Below are 19,076 nucleotides of genomic sequence, written 5' to 3'. Positions count from 1 at the left end.
GGAAGAAGGAAGAAGGAAGAAGGAAGAAGGAAGAAGGAAGAAGGAAGAAGGAAGAAGGAAGAAGGAAGAAGGAAGAAACTATGCCCAATGCCCAATGCCCAATGCCCAATGCCCTATTAAAAGATTTGCCCGTTTAACAAGATAGAATAGTCTTCTCGCTGTCGAATTAATCGATCGCCCTTAGCATCAATCAACACTTCAGCAGGGCGGGGGCGGTGCAGAAAATGCGACGACATCGCATAGCCGTAAGCCCCGCTATCCAAAATCAGGATCGCATCTCCAATTTTGAGTTTCGGTAGCCAACAGTTGCGCCCCAAATAATCCCGCGAATAAGTTGTGTTGCCGCAAATATCCGTTTCATGTCGCGATACATCGTCGGTTTCCCAAGTTGCGATCGCCCGATAGCCTCCGTGTACCGCAGGCACGGATAGATTTGATACAGTGGTATCGACTCCGACTATTTGCCGATTGCCCAACCACTTCACCGACACAACTTTCGCAAGCAAAACGCCACAACCTGCGATCGCCGATCGTCCCGGTTCAATCACCAACTCGATCGGGCGAGATAGCGCACTCAATCGTTCAGTAATCGCCGCACCAAACTCCCGCCAGTCAAACACCGCACCGCCTCGATAGGGATAGCCAAAACCACCGCCAAAATCGAGGGTTCGCCAATCTGGCAACAGTTGGGCGATCGCAATTAGGCGATCGATCGCCTGCGTAAAAGCACTGGTGGCGTTAGTTCCAGTCCCCCGATAAAAATGCAATCCAGTAATCCTCAACCCCTGCTGCTGCGCGATTTTGTTGGCTTTTTCAAATTCGGCGGCACGTACTCCAATCCGACTGTCTCCCGTCAATTCCGGTGAGTTGAGGCGCAGTCCAATTTCGGCACGGATCGATCGCGGTTGACTCCCGGAATATTCGCAAAAATCTTGGAGTTGCGACAGACTATCGAAGTTAAATCGATCGATCTTCCACTCGATCAATTGCTGAATATCCGCCCTGTTGAGGTTACTGCCGGTGTAGACAATGCGATCGCTCGTAAAACCCGCTTTCAGTCCTAAAAAAACATCGCCCGGTGTATTCGCGTGCAGCCCCCAACCAGCCTGCTGAATCAATTGCAACAGAGCAATATTGCCGTTGGTGACGCTAGCAAAATGAAACTGAACGTGCGGATAGTCGATCGATCGCGTAATATGCTCAAGGGTTTGATGGAGGCGATCGGCTTGATACACATATAAGGGCGAACCATAGGTTGACAAAAGTCGCTGGGCCATTGCTTCGGAGAACGGCGGCGAATGTATTTTGGTTTCATTTTGTAGCAAAGATTCAATCATATAGAAGAAGGAAGAAGGAAGAAGGAAGAAGGAAGAAGGAAGAAGGAAGAAGAAATTAAGGAAGAAGGAAGAAGGAAGAAGAAATTAAGGAAGAAGGAAGAAGAAATTAAGGAAGAAGGAAGAAGAAATAAGGAAGAAGGAAGAAGAAATAAGGAAGAAGGAAGAAGAAATAAGGAAGAAGGAAGAAGAAATAAGGAAGATTGTAAAATCGAGTGAATAGTAGTCAACAGTCAACAGTCAACAGTCAACAGTCAACAGTCAACCTCCTTCGATATTTCCAAATGCGTTGCCCGATCGCCGGTGGCAACCAAAACACATGATCCAGCGATCGCTTGCCCGGAATTTCGCCTAAAACCTCGGTTCGCCATGCCTGCCACATCAGCAGCAGCCAGAGATTATTGCCAATATAGCGATCGCGCATAGCAACTCCGAGTTGTCCCGATAACATCGCGTCGGCCAAATAAGGCTGCCAGCAATTTTGTGATCGCAACAGATTCGGATTCAGCCGATCGCCGATCGCAGCCCAAAACTCCCGGTAATACCAAACCTTCAACGGCACACCCATCCCGCGCTTTTCCCGCCAGACAATTTCCGGTGGCAACCAGCGTTCGGAGGCTTTTTTGAGGATGTATTTTTCGCACGCACCTTGCAGCAGAAGCTCGCCAGGGAGTTGAAACGTCCATGCTGTGAGGTCGGGGTCGCAGAAGGGCGATCGCACCCACAAACCGCAAGCAAACGCCAATGCCGTTGCCCTCGGCTGAATATTTTGGGCACCTTTGAGCATCAGCGAAGCGCGCCTCAGCCTCGCTAGCAGGGAAGGACACCTCTTCGACAAACAACCGGGATCGATCGCGTCTTGCAGGTAAACGCTCAAATCGTGAGACTGGATGCGATCGAGCATTTCTGGCGAAAAAATCTGTTTTTCATAACCATAAAATCGCTGAAACGTCCGCAAATACTGCTGTTCAAAGGTTTCTTTTCCGGCGGGATGTTCTGCACTGTAAACTCCGTGTGCAATCAAAGGCTTGTTTGTCCATCCGGCAAATAGCTGATCGCCATTCTCGCCATTGAATACAACTCGCACGTCTTGCGCCGCCGCCTGTTTGAGCAAAAACAGTGCAGCCGTCGTGCCATCTCCATAGGGTAAATCGAGGGCTTTGGCGGTTGACCCGATCGCCCGCAACACTGCATCGCCCGTCGCCGCCACTCGGATCAGCGGAATCTGAAAAAAGTCCGCCACCTGTTGGGCGTAGGGCAGTTCGGAATAGGCTTCGACGCCAAAATCGAGGGCATAGGCGCGCACCTGCAAGCCCGCTTTGACTAGCAGCGCCGTCACCAGGGAAGAATCGATGCCACCGGAGAGTAAAACGCCTACGGGTTCGTCGATCGGCAAATCGGCTACTTGTCGATCGATCGCCTGTTGCAACAGCCCTTGCAATTGTGCGATCGCCTCATCCTCACGGCGCAGTAGTTGGGGCGCTTCTTGCCAAGCCGATGGCAGCGATCTCACTTTCGGCAGATCCTTAATATCGGCAATTTCCCAAATTATCTCGGTTCCGGCTGCTACGGATGCAATTTGCTCGATCGGCGTTAACGGCGTGGGCACGTAGGAAAAGCAAGCATAACTGTGTAGGGCGATCGGGCTAATTTGAGGGGAAGCAATCAGCGGTAGCAGCAATTGCATCCGCGTCGAAAACCAAATAGTTTCTCCCAACTGCATCCAATAAAGCGGCACTCGCCCAAACGGATCGCGCCCCAGCCGTAGCTGTTCGGCTTCTACCGCAGCCCAAGCATCTCCCGGTAAATCGGTTGGCCCAAATCGCCCGCAAGCATTTAGCGTCACTGTGTCAGCCGTGAGTACAGATGCAGAGGCGATCGCCCACTCGGATAATTTGCCCTGCCGAATGCAGTAATCTGGGACTAAACGGCTGAGCGTTTTTGTGCAATCGCCCTCTCCCCAATAGCCGATAAAATGTGAAGGTTTGTCGATCGCACCCATTAGATGTCTCCAATAATTATTGTGGAACAGGCATCTTGCCTGTTCAAAACAGGCTTTTTTGGATAAGTCTATTTAGATATCTCCAATAATCATGGTGGAACAGGCATCTTGCCTGTTCAAAACAGGCTTTTTTGGATAAGTCTATTTATTTCACCATCTATTTCACCGTGAAAGATTCACTGCTGATCGCGCGCCCATCCAGGGACATCCGAACTTCCCATTTGCCTGGGGCTGCAGCAGATCCGAGATCGTAATAGCAGTGGGTATTCCAAACCGCTGTATCGATCGTGCGAGTTTGATACCTGCCCTGATGCACAGTTTGACCTCTAGAATTAATCCAGTCGCATTGTAAAGACAACTCACGACCGATCGGAGCATTTTGCAACGTCACCTGGTAGTAGATGCGGGGATTGATTTGACGGTTGACTTGAGTAAGGCTGTCACCGCCCTTTTGAGATAGGGCAATCCTGTCTTCTCCTCCCACAACTTGAGCAGTTTTTTGTTGCTGATTTTGCCCGAACAGTACGCCTATACCGATCGCAGAGATGACAACAACTGTCGAGGCGATCGCGATCCAGCGATTCCGTCGCTGCTGTTTTTCTAGGACTTCGCGGCGGCGCATTTGGGCGATCGCATCTTCTAAAAGCTCATCAGGCAGATTCAACTCCCGTAAAATTTCTCTTACCTGATCTGGGGCCAATTCTAACTCGCGCTGCTGCGATAACTTGTCGATTTCAGCGACTACCTGTGCTAATTGAGTTTGAGTAAGTCGAGGTTCCATAAATTTCTTTCCACTTAAAATTAGATATATAAATCACCCCTCTCTTCTCTTCCTCTGCGCCCTCTGCGCTCTCTGTGGTTAAATTATCCATATTATTCAATAAATAGCTCTCAAAGTCAATTCATAAAAATCATAACCTTGACCTCATAAAAATCATATTTATAGGACTTAGCATTGGTGCCCAGAAACCGGGGTTTTTTACAAAAATACTTCATTGCAACCCGCATATTAGGTAAAAAAACAAGTTTCTTTGTACGAGTGAATAAATCCTGACTTATATAAAATCTAAACTAGGAAACTCTTCTATTTTTTGGAAATCAGTTAAATTCAACTTTCCTGAATCTATTTTTTCCTGTTGGCGATTCAACCAAATTGCTTTTAATCCTGCATTTTTAGCACCACAATAATCGGCTTTGAAGCTGTCGCCGATATGCAACACATTCTCGGCAGTGCCGTTGTGCTTTTGGAAAGCAGCAGTAAAAATTTGAGAGTCTGGTTTTGCTGCACCAACCTCGGTAGAAATTGTCACTGATGTGAAATAGTCAGCTAAATTGAGTGATTTTAAGACTGCATAGATTCTGGAATCGAAATTCGAGACTACTCCTAATTCAATTCCTTGTTCCTGCCACTTATTTAATGCTGGCAAAACGTCTGGATAGACGAACCAAGGTTCGGCAGTGGCAAAATGAGCGTAGAGTTCCACAAAGAATGTGGAAAAGTCTGAAAATTGGTGGAAACTGCCTGCTATTTTGAATGCTTTTGCGGAAACTGTTTGCCACCACTCAAATTCTAATTGGGGAATTTTTGCCGCTTCTATCCCTGGAAATGCCATCGGGCTTGCTGAGGCGAAGCTTTGGGAAAATGCTGCATTTAACTCTTCACTCTTAACAGTTACTCCAAACCTCTGGGCTATTTGTCCGTATACCTCGCCGACGCTGCCGCGAACATCAAATAGTGTACCGGCGGCGTCTAAAAAAATTACTTTGGTCATTTGTTATTTGTTATTTGTTTGTAGTAAGAACTTTCGTCTTGATTGCCTAGGATTTTAGATTTGAGGACTGAAGTCCTCACTACAAAAATTTTCAGTTGTGAGTTGTTTGCGGATTCACTACACCAGAATGATTGGCAATGTTGCCCGCAGGTTCAAATCTGCCTCCTAAATATTTGGCTAGGAATTCTTCGGCGATCGCATAAAAGTGCAGGCGATTTTCCGGTCGCGCAAATCCGTGTCCTTCGTCTGTATAAAGCACGTATTCTACAGGTTTGCCGGCTTGCTTCATGGCATTGACAATTTGCTCGCTTTCTGCTTCTTTCACTCGCGGGTCGTTAGCACCTTGGGCGATTAGCAAAGGTTTCTGGATGCGATCGACAAAAGATAAAGGGGAGATCGATTTCAGAAACTCTGGTTCTGTTTCCAAATTGCCGACGCGGTGATACAGACTTGCTTTTCTCGGTTCCCAGTAAGGGGGAATAGTTTGCAGCAATGTAATCAAATTGCTTGGCCCGACAATATCGACAGCGCAGGCAAAAACATCGGGACTAAAAGTCAATCCGACTAAGGCGGCATAACCACCGTAAGAACCGCCCATAATCGCAATTTTATCCTGTAGGGCAATTCCTGTTTCTACCAGCCAATTTACGCCATCTAGCAAGTCGTCGTGCATTTTAGCTGCCCATTCGCGATTGCCGGCATTGAGAAAGGCTTTGCCGTAGCCGGTGGAACCGCGAAAATTGATTTGCAAAACGGCGTAACCTCGGTTTGCCAGCCATTGGGCTTGTGGATTGTAACCCCAGGTATCGCGTGCCCAGGGGCCACCGTGAACTAGCAAGACTGCAGGTACTGGTGTTGAGACGCCGACAGGTTTTGTCAGGTAGCCGTGAATCGTTAAACCATCTCTTGCAGTGTAAGAAATGGGTTCCATTGATGATAGCGGTAGCCCTTCGAGTTTGGGTTGGTTGCTGAACAGAAAGGTGAAGGTTTTGGAGGCCCGATCGTAGGCATAGTAGTAAACTGGGCCGTCGTCTGTCCTGTAAGCGATTAGCCAAGTGGTATCGGCGAGGTTGCGGCTGGTGATGGAGAATTCGCCGGGGCCCAATTTGCCGATCGCCTCAAAATCCTCTGCTATGCTTTGGTCTAAAATCCGCCACTCTTGCTTGTCCTTGTAGAAGGAAACCGCCTGAATCTCTCGCTTCGTGGGGTGTACGACAATGCCACCGACATCGTATTCTGGGTCAGAGGCGAGATCGGTTTCTTGCTTGGTTTCCAAATCTAGCGCGATCAAACGTTCCGCGTTAGCATCGTGATCGCCTCGGATGTAGAGAATTTTGCCGTTTTCTGAAAACATGACGGCACCACCTTCCTCATCGGGGCCCCAGCTTCGCAGGCTTTCCCAAGACTTGTCCGCAGTTTCCCTCCATAGCAATTCTTTACCGCCCTCGGCAGTTGTGGCTGTGGCCGCCCGCACTTGAAATTGGGCGTCAGCAGCCCAATTGACGATGTTTCCTGGGTTGTCGGTGTCGAGTTCAACGGCACCGTTTTGCAGGTTGATGCGGTAAAGATCGTGTTTGCGCCGATCGCGGATGTTCATTTCCACTAAGATTTCATTAGGGAAGTTGCGGTCAACGGCGATCAGATGAGCTCGAACACCTTGAAATGGTGTCAAGTCGCGCACCAGGTTTGACTGAATATTGACTGAGAATAAATGCCATTTTTCATCACCATCAATATCTTGCTGATAAATGAGCTCTTCGCCGCTGTAAGTCCAGAAAAAGATGCGGATGCCCCGTTTTTTATCTGCTGTCAGTTGGCGATCGTCTGCTTGACCTACGGTACGGAGTCGCACTTGCAAGACATTGTTTTCGTCGGGTGCAATGTAGGCGAGATACTTGCCGTCGGGTGAAAGTTGGGGGCGGTTTTTTTCAGGATTTCCGAACAGAATCTCCCGCTCTATCAACGGTGGAATTTCAGTTTTTGGCTTTTGAAATGTGGAATTTTGCATTTTTTATCGTGCCTAATATTCTCTGAATCTACACTCCGACAGAAAAAACCAGGTTTTTACCAAATATGCGCGTAGTATTGAAGTATTTTCGTGAAAAACCCGGTTTCGGAACCGCCCTCATAAGTCCTACAATCAATAATAAACCGTCAACTGTCAACAGTTAACAGTCTACAATCAACTAACTTTTAAGCAAATCCTGAATCGGTTTACTAATCCAATTGAAACCAACTTTTAGCTGATGATCAAATGTTGGCATCCGATAGAGATAAGCTAAGCGGCGAGCAATGTGGGCTAGTTGTCCGTCGAGTTTAATTCCTAAACCGGCCAGGGTAGCGTTGTCAATTCCTAATGTCATCATTTCTCCTAGCGGCTGATAGCGGAAAGGAAGTAATGGGCGGCCGGTGAGGGAGGCCCAAATGTTCCAGGCGGTGTAGTCAGCTTGCTGGAAGGCTGTTTGGGCTGTTCCGGGGACTTTTTGATTAGTTGCATCGTGACATTCAGCTAAGTCTCCCAAGGCAAATATATCTGGATGGTCGATAATTTGCATTTGCGAATTGACTATTAATTGACCGCGGCGGTTTTGTTTGAGGGGTAGCGATCGCACTGCTTGACTAACTTGAGTTCCTACTGTCCACAGCACTATGTCTACGGGGAGAACATCTAATTGTCCTTTGTAAAGTAAGGATATTGTGTCCGCTTCGATCGCCTCTACTTCTGTTTCTAAGTCGATCCACACTTTCCGTTTTTCTAAAGCTTTGGTGGCGGCTTCGCGGTTAAACTCCGGTGATGTCCGCAGAATCATGTCCCCTTGCTCGACTAACCGCACGCGACCTTTGTCTCCGAGTCGATCGGCTAATTTACAAGCTAATTCTACTCCTGAATAACCGGCACCGACGATCGCCACCCGAATTTTGTCGGTGTTGCTGGCTTCTAAAAACCGCAGTCTTTCTTCTAAGCGGTAGGCGTCGTCGAGAGTGCGAAACGAGTAAGCATATTCAACCGCACCCTTGACCATATCTAGGGGGGTTTCGCCACCTAAAGCTAAAACCAGGCGATCGCACGGAATTTCTGGCCCGTCGTGCAACTGCACTCGCTTTTCCTCCACATCGATGCCGGAGACAGTACCTTGACAAAAGCGCACGCCTGTGTTTTCCAAGAGTTCGGCAAACGGTGGGGCAATTTCCCAGGTTTGGAGTTCACCGGTCAGGAGTTCGTACAGCAGGGGAACGAACAAAAATCGATCGCGACGGTCAACTAGGACAATTTCTGGTTTTTCGGTTTTGGAGAAGGGTAACTGACTCAAGCGCAGGGCTGTGTAGAGTCCGCCGAAGCCTCCGCCGAGAATGCAAATCCGGGGTTGTTGTTGAGTCATGGTGTTTTGTTTGAGGGGCTCACGGTAGCAAGGCAACTTATCTTATTGTAACGAGAGTGAGGGAGTGGGGAAGGGGGAGAGTGGGGGAGTGGGAGAGTCGCAGAGTGGGAAAGTGAGAAAATCTTCCCTATTTCCCTCGAACCTCAACATCCATCCGTTAAATCCGTTAAACTGAGATGCTGCACCATTGTCAGCAACAGGCTTTCCGGCCTGTTCCACAAAGAATAGATTTTCTTGTGGAACAGGCCGGAAAGCCTGTTCAGAAAAGGCTTATTGAGAATGGTGCAAGATGTGAATTTAACTCATAGGTTGCACCATTCTCAATAAGGCAGGACTTACGCACGCATCTTGCCTGTTCTTGATAATAGTTCTCTTCACAAAAAAATGCACTTGTTGTGGAACAGGCCTCTTGCCTGTTCTTGATAATTGTGCTCTGGGCGTGAGTTAAATCCATTAAATCCGTTAGACAATGCGTTTCCGAACTATTTTCTACATCTCTAGCCTTGATTAGCTTTACCTATTACCCGCCCTCAAATTTTCTGAATGTTCGCAGAACTAATTTTGTACTATATTAGTTTATAACGAATTATTTCGCACATTAAATTCACTTTTTATAGGGTCATCTACTCTACCACTTGCCCCCGCACTCACAAGTGAAAAAAAACCATGCAAATTTCTTCCAATTCTTCTAAAGTTAAGAACAGCGATCACAATCACGAAGACAGCTCATCTTTGTTAAAAAGCGAAGAACGATATAAAAATTTAGTAGCTAATATTCCCGGTGCTGTCTACCGCTGTACCTGCGAGTATACGGACGCCGGGGAATTAACAAGGGCAATGGCGTTTTTGAGCGAGGCTGTTCAAGAAATATCAGGCTATCCATCTTCTGATTTTATTAACGATCGCGTCCGTTCTTTTGCCAGCATTATCCATCCTCAAGACCGCAAAAATGTGGAGGCTGTTGTCCAAAAAAATGTAGAAACCAGAACTCCGTACATCCTTGAATACCGGATTGTCCGGGCTGACGGCGGCATTAGCTGGGTTTACGAAAAAGGCAAAGCTGTTTGCTGCGAGGCGGAAGAGGATAGAGGAAGACAAGAGGAACAAGGGGAAATTGAGGGCTTTTTGTCGGCTGTGGTTTCGCCGATTTCGCCGATTTCGCCGATCGCAAATTCTCTGTGTCGGGTTGTCTATCTCGACGGAGTAATTTTGGATATTACGGAACGAAAGCGAGCTGAGGAAAACCTGCGAAACACTCAAGATTTTCTGAATGCGGTACTGCAAAATCTGCCGATTAGTGTCTTTATTAAAGATGCTGTAGAGCAAAAATTTATTTACTGGAATACTGCTAGCGAAGAATTGTTTGGCTATTCGAGGGATGAAGTTCTCTTAAACAATGCTGCTGACTTGTTGCAGTCAGAGGAGGCAAATTACTTGCAAGCACAAGATTTAGAAGTCCTTGCAACGAGAAAAGGTATTGACTTGCCAGAAGAAACTATCCAACTTCCACACCGGGGAAAGCGGATTTTGCACACGAAAAAAGTTCCTTTGTTTGACGAGTCGGGCGCGCCTAAGTACATTCTGGGTATTGCTGAAGATATTACAGAAAGCAAAAAAACTGAAACAGAATTATCGCGCTTGGCCATTGTGGCTCAAAAAACGCAAAATGGTGTGATTATTACTGATGCTCAAGGCTGCATTGAATGGGTGAATGAAGGATTTACTCGGATTAGCGGTTATGTGCTGGCAGAAGTGCAGGGAAAAAAACCGGGTGATGTACTGCAAGGCGCTCAAACAGACCCGCTAACTATTGCTCAACTGCGATCGGCTTTGGCGGCAGGCGTGCCGTTTAATCAGGAAATTTACAATTACAAAAAGGATGGAAGGGGTTATTGGGTGGCGCTTTCGATCGCCCCAATTTATCAAGAAAATGGGGAACTCGAAGGTTTTATTGCGGTGCAAACTGATATTACGGATCGCAAGCAAGCAGAGGCAACACTCAGGGAGAGGGAGAATTATTACCGCTGCATTGTCGAGACGGCTTCGGAGGGCGTTTGGATGTTTGACAGCGAAAGTATCACGACTTTTGCTAACTCTCGGATGGCGGAAATGCTGGGGTATACTGTGGAGGAAATGCTGGGGCGATCGCTATTTGAGTTTATTGACGGAGAGTCTAGGGAAATAGCTGAAAGTTACGTCCAGCGCAGGCGGGAAGGCATTCGCGAACGCCACGATTTTAAGTTTACTCGGAAAGACGGATCTCACTTGTGGGCGATCGTGTCGGCGACGCCGATGTTCGACGCTGAGGGCAATTTTTCCGGGGTTTTGCGGATGATTACCGATATTAGCGATCGCAAACAAGCCGAAGCAGAATTGCGCCAAACTCTCAAAGAGTTGGAATTTGAAAAATTTGCTTTGGATCAATCGGCAATTGTCTCGAATACCGACGAATTCGGAGCCATTACCTATGTCAACGATCAATTTTGCGAACAATTTAAATATTCCCGAGAAGAACTGATCGGCAAAACCCACAGACTTGTCAATTCTGGCTATCACCCAGCCGATTTTTTCAAGCAGCTTTGGTCAACCATCCGTCAGGGAAAGGTTTGGCGGGGAGAAATGAAAAATCAAGCTAAAGACGGCACATTCTTCTGGTTAGATACTACGATTGTACCTTGCTTAAATACCAGCGGAGAACCCCATCAATATGTAGCAATTCGCAAAGATATTACCGATCGCAAACACGCCGAAGAAGCGGTGCAGCTTTCCGAAAGTCAATTGAGGACTAAAAATCAAGAATTGGCAAAAGCCCTGCGGGACGTGCATAAAACTCAAAGCATGATGGTTCAAAATGAAAAAATGGTAAGTTTGGGGCAATTAGTCGCTGGGGTAGCTCACGAAATCAACAATCCAGTTAGCTTTATTTACGGCAACGTCATGCACGCTGACGATTACTTTAAAGACTTGCTAAAAATGCTCCAACTTTACCAGCAGGAATACCCGCACCCAACACCGGCAATTCAACAAGAAATAGATGATGTCGATTTAAATTTTCTGCTCAAAGATTTGCCGAACCTGTTAAATTCGATGAAAATGGGAGCAGAGCGAATTCGCCAAATTGTGCTGTCACTAAAAAATTTTTCGCGCTTAGATGAAGCCGAACAAAAGCAGGTGGATATTCACGAAGGGATTGAAAGCACTTTGTTGATTTTGCAGCACAGGTTGAAAGAAACGGCAGGGCGTCCTAAAATTGTGCTGCTCAAAGAGTTCGGCAATTTGCCGCGCGTACAGTGTTATGCAGGACAGTTGAATCAGGTTTTTATGAATATTATTGGCAATGCAATTGATGCTTTGGAAGAGGCAATGGAGACTGAACAGTGGGCGGACGGGGAACTGGCGCCTATTCCTTATTGTCCTTCGCCGACGCTGCGGATTTGTACGGATGTAAAATATGAACAGGATGCTTTGATGCAGGCAGATTCTGCTGTTTCTGATGCTTCGATTCGGCATCCTTCTCATATTGTGATTCGGATTGCTGACAACGGCCCGGGGATTCCGATAGATGTTCACAAAAGGCTGTTCGATCCGTTTTTTACTACGAAAGAACCTGGTAAAGGTACTGGTTTGGGGCTGTCGATTAGCTATCAAATTGTGGTGGAAAAGCACGGCGGGCAGCTTAAGTGCGATTCTGCACCGGGTCAAGGCACGGAATTTGCGATCGAGATTCCTGTGGGGAATAGTCAGTAGTCAGTAGTCAGTAGTCAGTTGGCAGTAGTCAGTTGGCAGTAGTCAGTAGTCAGTAGTCAGTTGGCAGTAGTCAGTAGTCAGTAGTCAGTAGTCAGTAGTCATTAGTCAACAGTCAACAGTCATTAGTCAACAGTCAACAGTCAACAGTCAACTAATGAAATATAACGTAATTTACGACGGCAATTGCAATCTCTGCGTTACCTTGGTGCAGTTACTAGAAAACTTAGATAAAGGCCAGAATTTTGAGTATATTTCGATGCAAGATTTAGAGGAATTAGAGCGCTTTGGGATAACTTCTGGTGACTGCGAAATGGGGATGATTTTGATAGATGCGGAGAATCCAGAACGCCGCTGGCAAGGCAGCGATGCGGCGGAGGAAATCGGAAGGATATTGCCTGTTGGCGAGGTGTTTGTGGCTGCTTATCGGGCAATGCCGGGGATGAAGTGGATGGGCGATCGCGTGTACGAACAAGTCCGCGATAACCGCTATACTTTGTTTGGTAAGCGATCGACTACTTACAAATCTGTTTATGCAGTTGGCTGTAAGTCGATCGACAATTGCGACAATCGGGACTAATACCAAATCCAGCTTATTTCTTAGTCCGCTTGGAGTGGACTTCGTGTAGAAGCGATTTCAATCGCCGATTGACCTTCAATCTAAAATCTAAAATCTAAAATCTAAAATCGATTGACTGATTAAACAAATCAAAAATCTGCTGACAAAAGTCTTTGAGTTTTTGCGCCGACTCCACCGCAGGTTCGGTTAGGCCGAGAAAATTCCAATTTTCCACAGTAGAAAAGTGCCACTGCTGACCACTATGATCGTAACCGGCCGCCTCAACTCCGATCGCCCGCCGATATCCTTCCACCGGATCTTGGTAAAATCGGATTTGAATCAAAATGCTGCGGCTTTGCAGCAAGCGACTTCTACCGGGAAAATGGAAGCCAATGTCTATAGAATCTGGATCGACAAGTTCTCTGGTATCCTCGTCATTCATCCAAGGTTTCAAATCGACTTTTGCATCCGGGAATTCGGACTTGAATAAATTAACAACCGCAGCAATTTTGCTGGCAACTTCTATATTTTTGGCTTGTTCGGCAGCGTTCACTCGAAATACTCCTATCAAATATAGTTATTACATTTAGCTAATAATGTAACTGCATACTGCCGAATGTAGACTGTGAACAGCGGACTTTTTCAGAAAAAATTAGGCATTGACAAATTTTCATATATGTGTAGTGCTGTTTTTATCCGAGTCTCGATCCCCCTAAATCCCCCTTAAAAAGGGCGACTTTGAGCAGGCTCTTGTCCCCCCCTTATTAAGGGGGGTTAGGGGGGATCTCCGGGTTTTAAAACACGCCATAGTTCCATAATTTTAATTCAGCGGCAGGACGATCGCAAATTCCGAACCTTCTCCCAGTACCGATTCGCAAGTTAGTTTACCGCCGTGGGTTTCTTCCACAATTTGCCTGCTGATAGACAACCCCAAACCCGTACCTTTCCCTACTCCTTTGGTAGTAAATAAATGGTCAAATATTTTCGACTTCACCTCCGATGACATCCCTTTACCGTTATCTTTGATTTTAATCACCACGCTGTTGTTATCCTCGGAGACTTGAGTGATAATGGCGATCGTATTCGGTAAAGCTTGAATTTCAGCGTAAGTGCGACCCTGATTCAATTCGTCAAAACACTCGATCGCATTTGCCAGCAAATTCATAAATACCTGATTCAGTTGCCCAAAATAACATTTAACGGGCGGGATATCTCCATATTCTTTGATAATTTTAATCGCGGGGCGAGTATCTTTAGCTTTCAGACGATACTGTAAAATCATCAAAGTGCTATCGATGCCCTCATGAATATTTGCTGACACTTTATTCGCACTGTCAGCACGGGAAAAAGTCCGCAAAGACGTGCTAATATTGCGGATGCGCTCTGTACCTGATTTCATAGATAAAAGCATTTTCGGCAAATCTTCCATCAAATATTCTAAATCAATCTCCGATGCTTTATCCTCTAATTCATCTCCAGGATTAGGAAATTTTTCTTGGTAAAGTTGCAAGTAATCAATCAAATCTAAGCTACCCTCAGCAGCAGCATCAAGATTGCCCGCAATAAAACCAAGCGGATTGTTAATTTCGTGAGCAACCCCTGCAATCAAGTTGCCGAGAGCAGACATTTTTTCGCTTTGAATAAGTTGCAGTTGCGCCTGTTGCAATTCATTGAAAGATTTTTCTAACTGTTGAGATTTTTCTTTCTCGCGCGCGTACAAACCAGCATTTTCTACAGCAATAGCAACTTGAGAAATTAACACTTTGAATACTTCTACTCTCTCTGCTGTAAAAGCTCCTACTGTCAAAGCATTTTCTAAATAAATTATTCCGCGTCGCTGAGATTGATAAATAATCGGCAAACAGAGAATTGATTTTGGTTGATATTTCTGAATGTAGGGATCTACCTTAAAAGGTTCAGCGACAGTCGCATTGTCTAAAACCAGATGCTTTTGACTGCGCTGTACGTAATTAATCACAGACAGGGGTACATCTTGACTATTTTCTACGGGAATAGACGGTAAAAGTGTCACTTTATCCTCCGCAAAACTGCCAGTAGCTTCTATGCAGAGGATATCGTTTTTCAGCAGCATTAGCACTACTTTTTGAGCCGCCGCATTTTCTAAAATAATTTTGATTAATTTGGTCAACAATTTTTCTAGAACAATTTCACCGTTAATGGCTTGCGCCGACTTAATAAAAGTAGCTAAGTCTAATAAATCGCCTAAACTACTACTGGTAGTATTTCCCGTGGCAGTGCGGGTGACATCGAGAGTTGGGGTTGGAGTTGTGCGCGTCTGTGCTGCTAAGAAAGGATGTGTTGATTCTAAGTGTTTAACTTTAGCTATGGCTCCCCAATGGATATATCCATAATAGGCTTTAGTCAGATATGCTTGAGAAACTATCTCTTTACCCAAAGCTTGATAAAATTCTCCGGCTAATTCATAGGCTAATGCTTCCTCTTGAATGTAACCATTTTTGGCTGCTCCATCAATTGCGCGATCGTACAATTCCATGGCTTCGGTATTTTGCCCCAAAACTCGCGCTTTCTCGGCTGCTACCAAGTCGTATTTGTGTTGATAATTCATCGGAGCATCAACTGCCCATTTTTTCATCTTCTTTTGGTTTCGCAGCACTTTTTTCAGATATTGCTTTTGTTCCCCTTTCTCTGCTTGGGGATACAAAGCGAGAAGACTTATAGAAGAGTAAAAATTATTCAGGGAAACTACATAAAATCCGGCTACGGCTTCTTCATATTTCTCAAATAGCCTTGAATTTTCTAAGGCTTGCGCGTAGTTTCGGAATATAAAATTAAGCTGAGTTTTGGCATGATAAACCAAACTCACTAAAAAAAAGTTTTTAGATTCTATTAAAACGGGGAGCGTTTTGACTTCATTAAATTTATCACCGACTAAATGGCAGGGTTCGACAGCTTGACCGCGCAAATTGAGGGTTGTCTGCCTGCCTATACTTAGATACTGTACAGCCATTTCTAGTTGAGATTGCTGCATTAGTTTCATATATTTACCAGTCTCCTGATCCACCAAATCTAGATGCTCTCCTATCGACATTTTTTTGAAGCAATATTGACCTATACAATAACTCGCATATTCCAATTCTCCAGTTTCCATCCCAGTTTGAAAACCTTCCTTGAGAACGCTTAATCCTGAGTTAAGCTCGGTTTTCCAGTGTAGAATAAAACAACCCAAGAGTGTATAAACTCTACTTTTCATTGAACGGGATGGATATTTGTCTAGCATCCTAATGGCTAGTTGACCGCATTGGTATGCCAAACTAATGTCCCCTAGCCGGCACATAACTACGCCATAATAAAGGTAGGCAATACTTGCATAAGGCGAATTGCCATATTTAATGCACAGCTTGACCATCCTAAATGCCAGCAGTGGTACCAGGCGGGGTTTTCCCTGAACAGCAGTGCTGATAATCCCTGATAAAATCCGCATGGCTGCTTGTTGATTGGGATCTGTCATTTCTGGCAAGTTAGCTAAATCCTCAATTCGTTTCAATCCCAAGCTCAGTTTTGTCTTCATCAGTCCCGCCACAATATTTAGCGCGTTGGGGTTTTGAGGAAAAGAAATGCCTAACAGTTTCAGCACTTCCAGTCCTGTATTTAGTGCTTCTACCAGTCTAATTTGAGCATTGTAAGACTGGATTTGAAGTTCATAAACATTAATTTTTTCCAGTAAATTGTTAGCTTTTTGCAGTACGATATCGACCAGTTTTTTTGAAGCTTCATAGTTGATGTTTAAGTATTCAGCTTCTGCTGTTGATTCGTAAATTGCTAATGTTAAGTCATACTGACTTTGCCAACAATCCGCTGGCAATAATTCCATAGCCACCCGCAAATACCTAACAGCAGCTTCATAAGCACTCGCGGCTTTTGCCTTGCGTCCAGCCGTTAAATTTAATCTTGCTAAATCAATTTTTTCTACTGGCTGGCTAATCATCGGGTCAATTCCGACATTCAACTGATTGACAATATCAAAGATGTTTTCTTCGAGCTTGTCTGGGGGAGTATTCTGTAATAGTAATTGACCGACTTTTAAATGGGTAAATTGCTTTTTAGCTTCGGGAATTAGCGAATAGGCGGCTTGCTGGACGCGATCGTGCAAAAATTTGTAACTAACCCGCGAAGTGTCTAACTTGAGATTAATTGATTCGGCTCGATCGAAAACTAAAGGAATGCGATAAGCATCGCTCAATGGCAGAATTAACCCTGCTTGCAAAGCTGAATAAAGTTCAGTTGCTGTAGTATTAGCTGACTTTTCGCTAACAAGTGACAGCACATCTAGAGCAAATTTATCTCCCACGCAAGCTGCTAGCTTCAACACTTCTTGCGTGGGTACGGGCAGCTTTTCAATGCGAGAAGCTACCAGTTCCACCACACTTTTATCGGTGATTCCAATGGCTTGGATTTCATCAATACTCCAATACCAGTCACTTTGATTTCCCTCATTTGTAATGTGATTAAATTCAAATTTCAAAAGAGAGTCTTGATAAAGTGCTTGGAGTAATTGGGTCAAGAAAAAAGGATTGCCACCCGTTTTATTCCAGATTAAATCGGCTAAATTTGTTACTTTTTCTGGGCAACTGTTGAGTGTTTCAGCGATTAATTCAGTGACATTAGCTAAATCCAGCGGTTGCAACACGATATTGTTGACTATGGTACCAGTTTTTTCAATTTCTTCTACAGTCTGAATTAAGGGGTGGGTCGGACTAACTTCATTGTCTCGATAGGCACCGATTAGCAACAAATATTCCTGGTCAGGGTCAGTTATCAGTATTTGCATTAACTTTAATGTTGCTGAATCTGCCCACTGCAAATCGTCTAAAAAAATCACTAGGGGGTGTGCTTTTTGCGCGAAAATGCGAATAAATTCTTTGAATACCCGATTGAAGCGATTTTGCGATTCTACAGGGGCGAGTTCTGGCACTTCTGGCTGTTTGCCGATGATTAATTCAACTTCTGGAATTACATCGGCAATTACTTGACCGTCTGTTCCCACTGCTGTTAAAATTTTAGTGCGCCATATTTCTAATGAAAGTGCACTTTCTGTTAGCAATTGCCGCAGCAAGGAGTTAAATGCTTGGATTAATGAGGCATAAGGAATGTTGCGTTTGAATTGATCAAATTTGCCGCTGATGAAGTAACCTTTTGACCTGGTAATTGGTTTGCTAACTTCGTTGACTACGGCTGATTTACCGATGCCTGAGTAGCCTGATACTAGCATTAATTCGCTGGTTCCTGATGGGGGCGACTTTTGTTCTAAGGTTTCTGGTTTTTCTAACAAATTGTTGGCTAAACCCGCTCTTACACGTTCAAATGCTGCTAGTAATTCCTTAACCGGGTTTTCCCTACCGTACAATTTTTGGGGGATTAACAATTGGCTGAGAATATCTAAGCGTCCGGGGATGAAGTGGGCAATTTTTCCGGTGGTTTCTAACTGATGCAAAGAAATTTCTAAGTCGGCTAACAATCCGGACGCACTTTGATATCTATCTTCGGCATTTTTTGCCATCAATTTCATCACTATTTCAGAGATGGCGACAGGTATTTCTGAATTGATTTGATGGGGATATATTGGTTGAACTGCGATGTGGCTGTAAACTATTTCTAAGGGGTCGTTGCTGGGAAAAGGCAATTTTCCAGTCAGCATTTCATATAATGTGACACCAAGGGAATAAAAGTCTGTGCGGTAGTCTAGGGTGCGGTTCATTCTCCCGGTTTGTTCGGGTGACATATAGGCTAATGTGCCTTCGACTGAGTTGGGATTGTTAAATTGCGGGTTTTCTTTGTTGAGTTTTGTGGCAATGCCAAAGTCGGTGAGTTTTACTTGTTTTGTTGGCGAGTTAATTATAATGTTGCTGGGTTTAATATCTTTATGAATAATCTGCTCAAAATGCAGGTATTGTAAGGCTTTGACTATTTGGATGGCGATGTTTAAATTTGCTGGCAGGCTCAAGGTTTCTCTTTCCAGCAGTTTTGCGAGGGATTCGCCGCCAAAGTCTTCTAAAACGATTCCTAATCGGTGGTCAAATGTTTCCAGAGTGATGGCTTTAACGATTTGTTCGCTGTCTAAATTTTTGCGGATTTGATATTCGTGCTTGAGCCTGGTAATGGCTTCGAGGGTGGGATATTCGGCTTTGAGGACTTTCAGAATTGCTGGGGGCGCGTCTGTCGGTGTTTGTCCGCGATAAATTATTGTTTCGACGCCTTCGTGCAGAGTAAAATCGATTTGGTATTTTGATAAGGTCAACATAACTT

The 19,076-nt window shown here is 45.1% G+C and carries 10 protein-coding genes; 2 read left to right on the top strand and 8 right to left on the bottom strand.

Annotated features, from left to right (window positions below; genetic code table 11):
- Positions 1-116: 116 nt before the first annotated feature.
- The 6 genes from QUA43_RS27715 to QUA43_RS27690 all read right to left on the bottom strand — a co-directional run bounded on the left by QUA43_RS27715 (position 117) and on the right by QUA43_RS27690 (position 8,488).
- The gene (locus QUA43_RS27715; protein WP_333378531.1) at positions 117-1,337 is read right to left on the bottom strand and encodes a decarboxylase; all 1,221 of its coding nucleotides are present in this window, start codon (positions 1,335-1,337) and stop codon (positions 117-119) included.
- Positions 1,338-1,581: 244 nt separating this feature from the next.
- Positions 1,582-3,336 (bottom strand): asparagine synthetase B family protein, encoded by a 1,755-nt coding sequence (locus tag QUA43_RS27710; protein ID WP_333378529.1) that lies wholly within the window; start codon positions 3,334-3,336, stop codon positions 1,582-1,584.
- Between the two features lie 157 nt (positions 3,337-3,493).
- Positions 3,494-4,117 carry a DUF3859 domain-containing protein gene (locus QUA43_RS27705; RefSeq protein WP_333378527.1) on the bottom strand — a complete coding sequence of 208 codons (624 nt, stop codon included), beginning with the start codon at positions 4,115-4,117 and terminating at the stop codon, positions 3,494-3,496.
- Positions 4,118-4,391: 274 nt separating this feature from the next.
- Positions 4,392-5,108 (bottom strand): HAD-IA family hydrolase, encoded by a 717-nt coding sequence (locus tag QUA43_RS27700; RefSeq protein ID WP_333378525.1) that lies wholly within the window; start codon positions 5,106-5,108, stop codon positions 4,392-4,394.
- A 91-nt stretch (positions 5,109-5,199) separates the two neighbouring features.
- Positions 5,200-7,116, bottom strand: coding sequence for a S9 family peptidase (locus QUA43_RS27695; protein WP_333378522.1), 1,917 nt, complete (start codon positions 7,114-7,116; stop codon positions 5,200-5,202).
- Positions 7,117-7,294: 178 nt separating this feature from the next.
- Complete coding sequence (locus QUA43_RS27690; protein ID WP_333378519.1) at positions 7,295-8,488, bottom strand: NAD(P)/FAD-dependent oxidoreductase; 1,194 nt, start codon at positions 8,486-8,488, stop codon at positions 7,295-7,297.
- A gap of 666 nt (positions 8,489-9,154) precedes the next feature.
- Between QUA43_RS27690 and QUA43_RS27685 the strand changes: the two genes are divergently transcribed.
- The gene (locus QUA43_RS27685) at positions 9,155-12,235 is read left to right on the top strand and encodes a PAS domain S-box protein (RefSeq protein WP_333378516.1); all 3,081 of its coding nucleotides are present in this window, start codon (positions 9,155-9,157) and stop codon (positions 12,233-12,235) included.
- A 154-nt stretch (positions 12,236-12,389) separates the two neighbouring features.
- Complete coding sequence (locus tag QUA43_RS27680; RefSeq protein WP_333378514.1) at positions 12,390-12,812, top strand: DCC1-like thiol-disulfide oxidoreductase family protein; 423 nt, start codon at positions 12,390-12,392, stop codon at positions 12,810-12,812.
- 94 nt (positions 12,813-12,906) lie between these two features.
- Here QUA43_RS27680 and QUA43_RS27675 read toward each other — a convergent pair whose 3' ends face one another.
- Both QUA43_RS27675 and QUA43_RS27670 read right to left on the bottom strand, forming a co-directional pair.
- Complete coding sequence (locus QUA43_RS27675) at positions 12,907-13,344, bottom strand: hypothetical protein (RefSeq protein WP_333237432.1); 438 nt, start codon at positions 13,342-13,344, stop codon at positions 12,907-12,909.
- 267 nt (positions 13,345-13,611) lie between these two features.
- Positions 13,612-19,071 (bottom strand): AAA family ATPase, encoded by a 5,460-nt coding sequence (locus tag QUA43_RS27670; RefSeq protein WP_333378511.1) that lies wholly within the window; start codon positions 19,069-19,071, stop codon positions 13,612-13,614.
- Positions 19,072-19,076: the final 5 nt, after the last annotated feature.

The organism is Microcoleus sp. N9_B4, assembly GCF_036701635.1.
Classification (GTDB): Bacteria; Cyanobacteriota; Cyanobacteriia; order Cyanobacteriales; family Microcoleaceae; genus Microcoleus.
The sequence above is the reverse complement of the archived record's forward strand: the minus strand, read 5'-3'. Positions and strand labels throughout refer to the sequence as shown.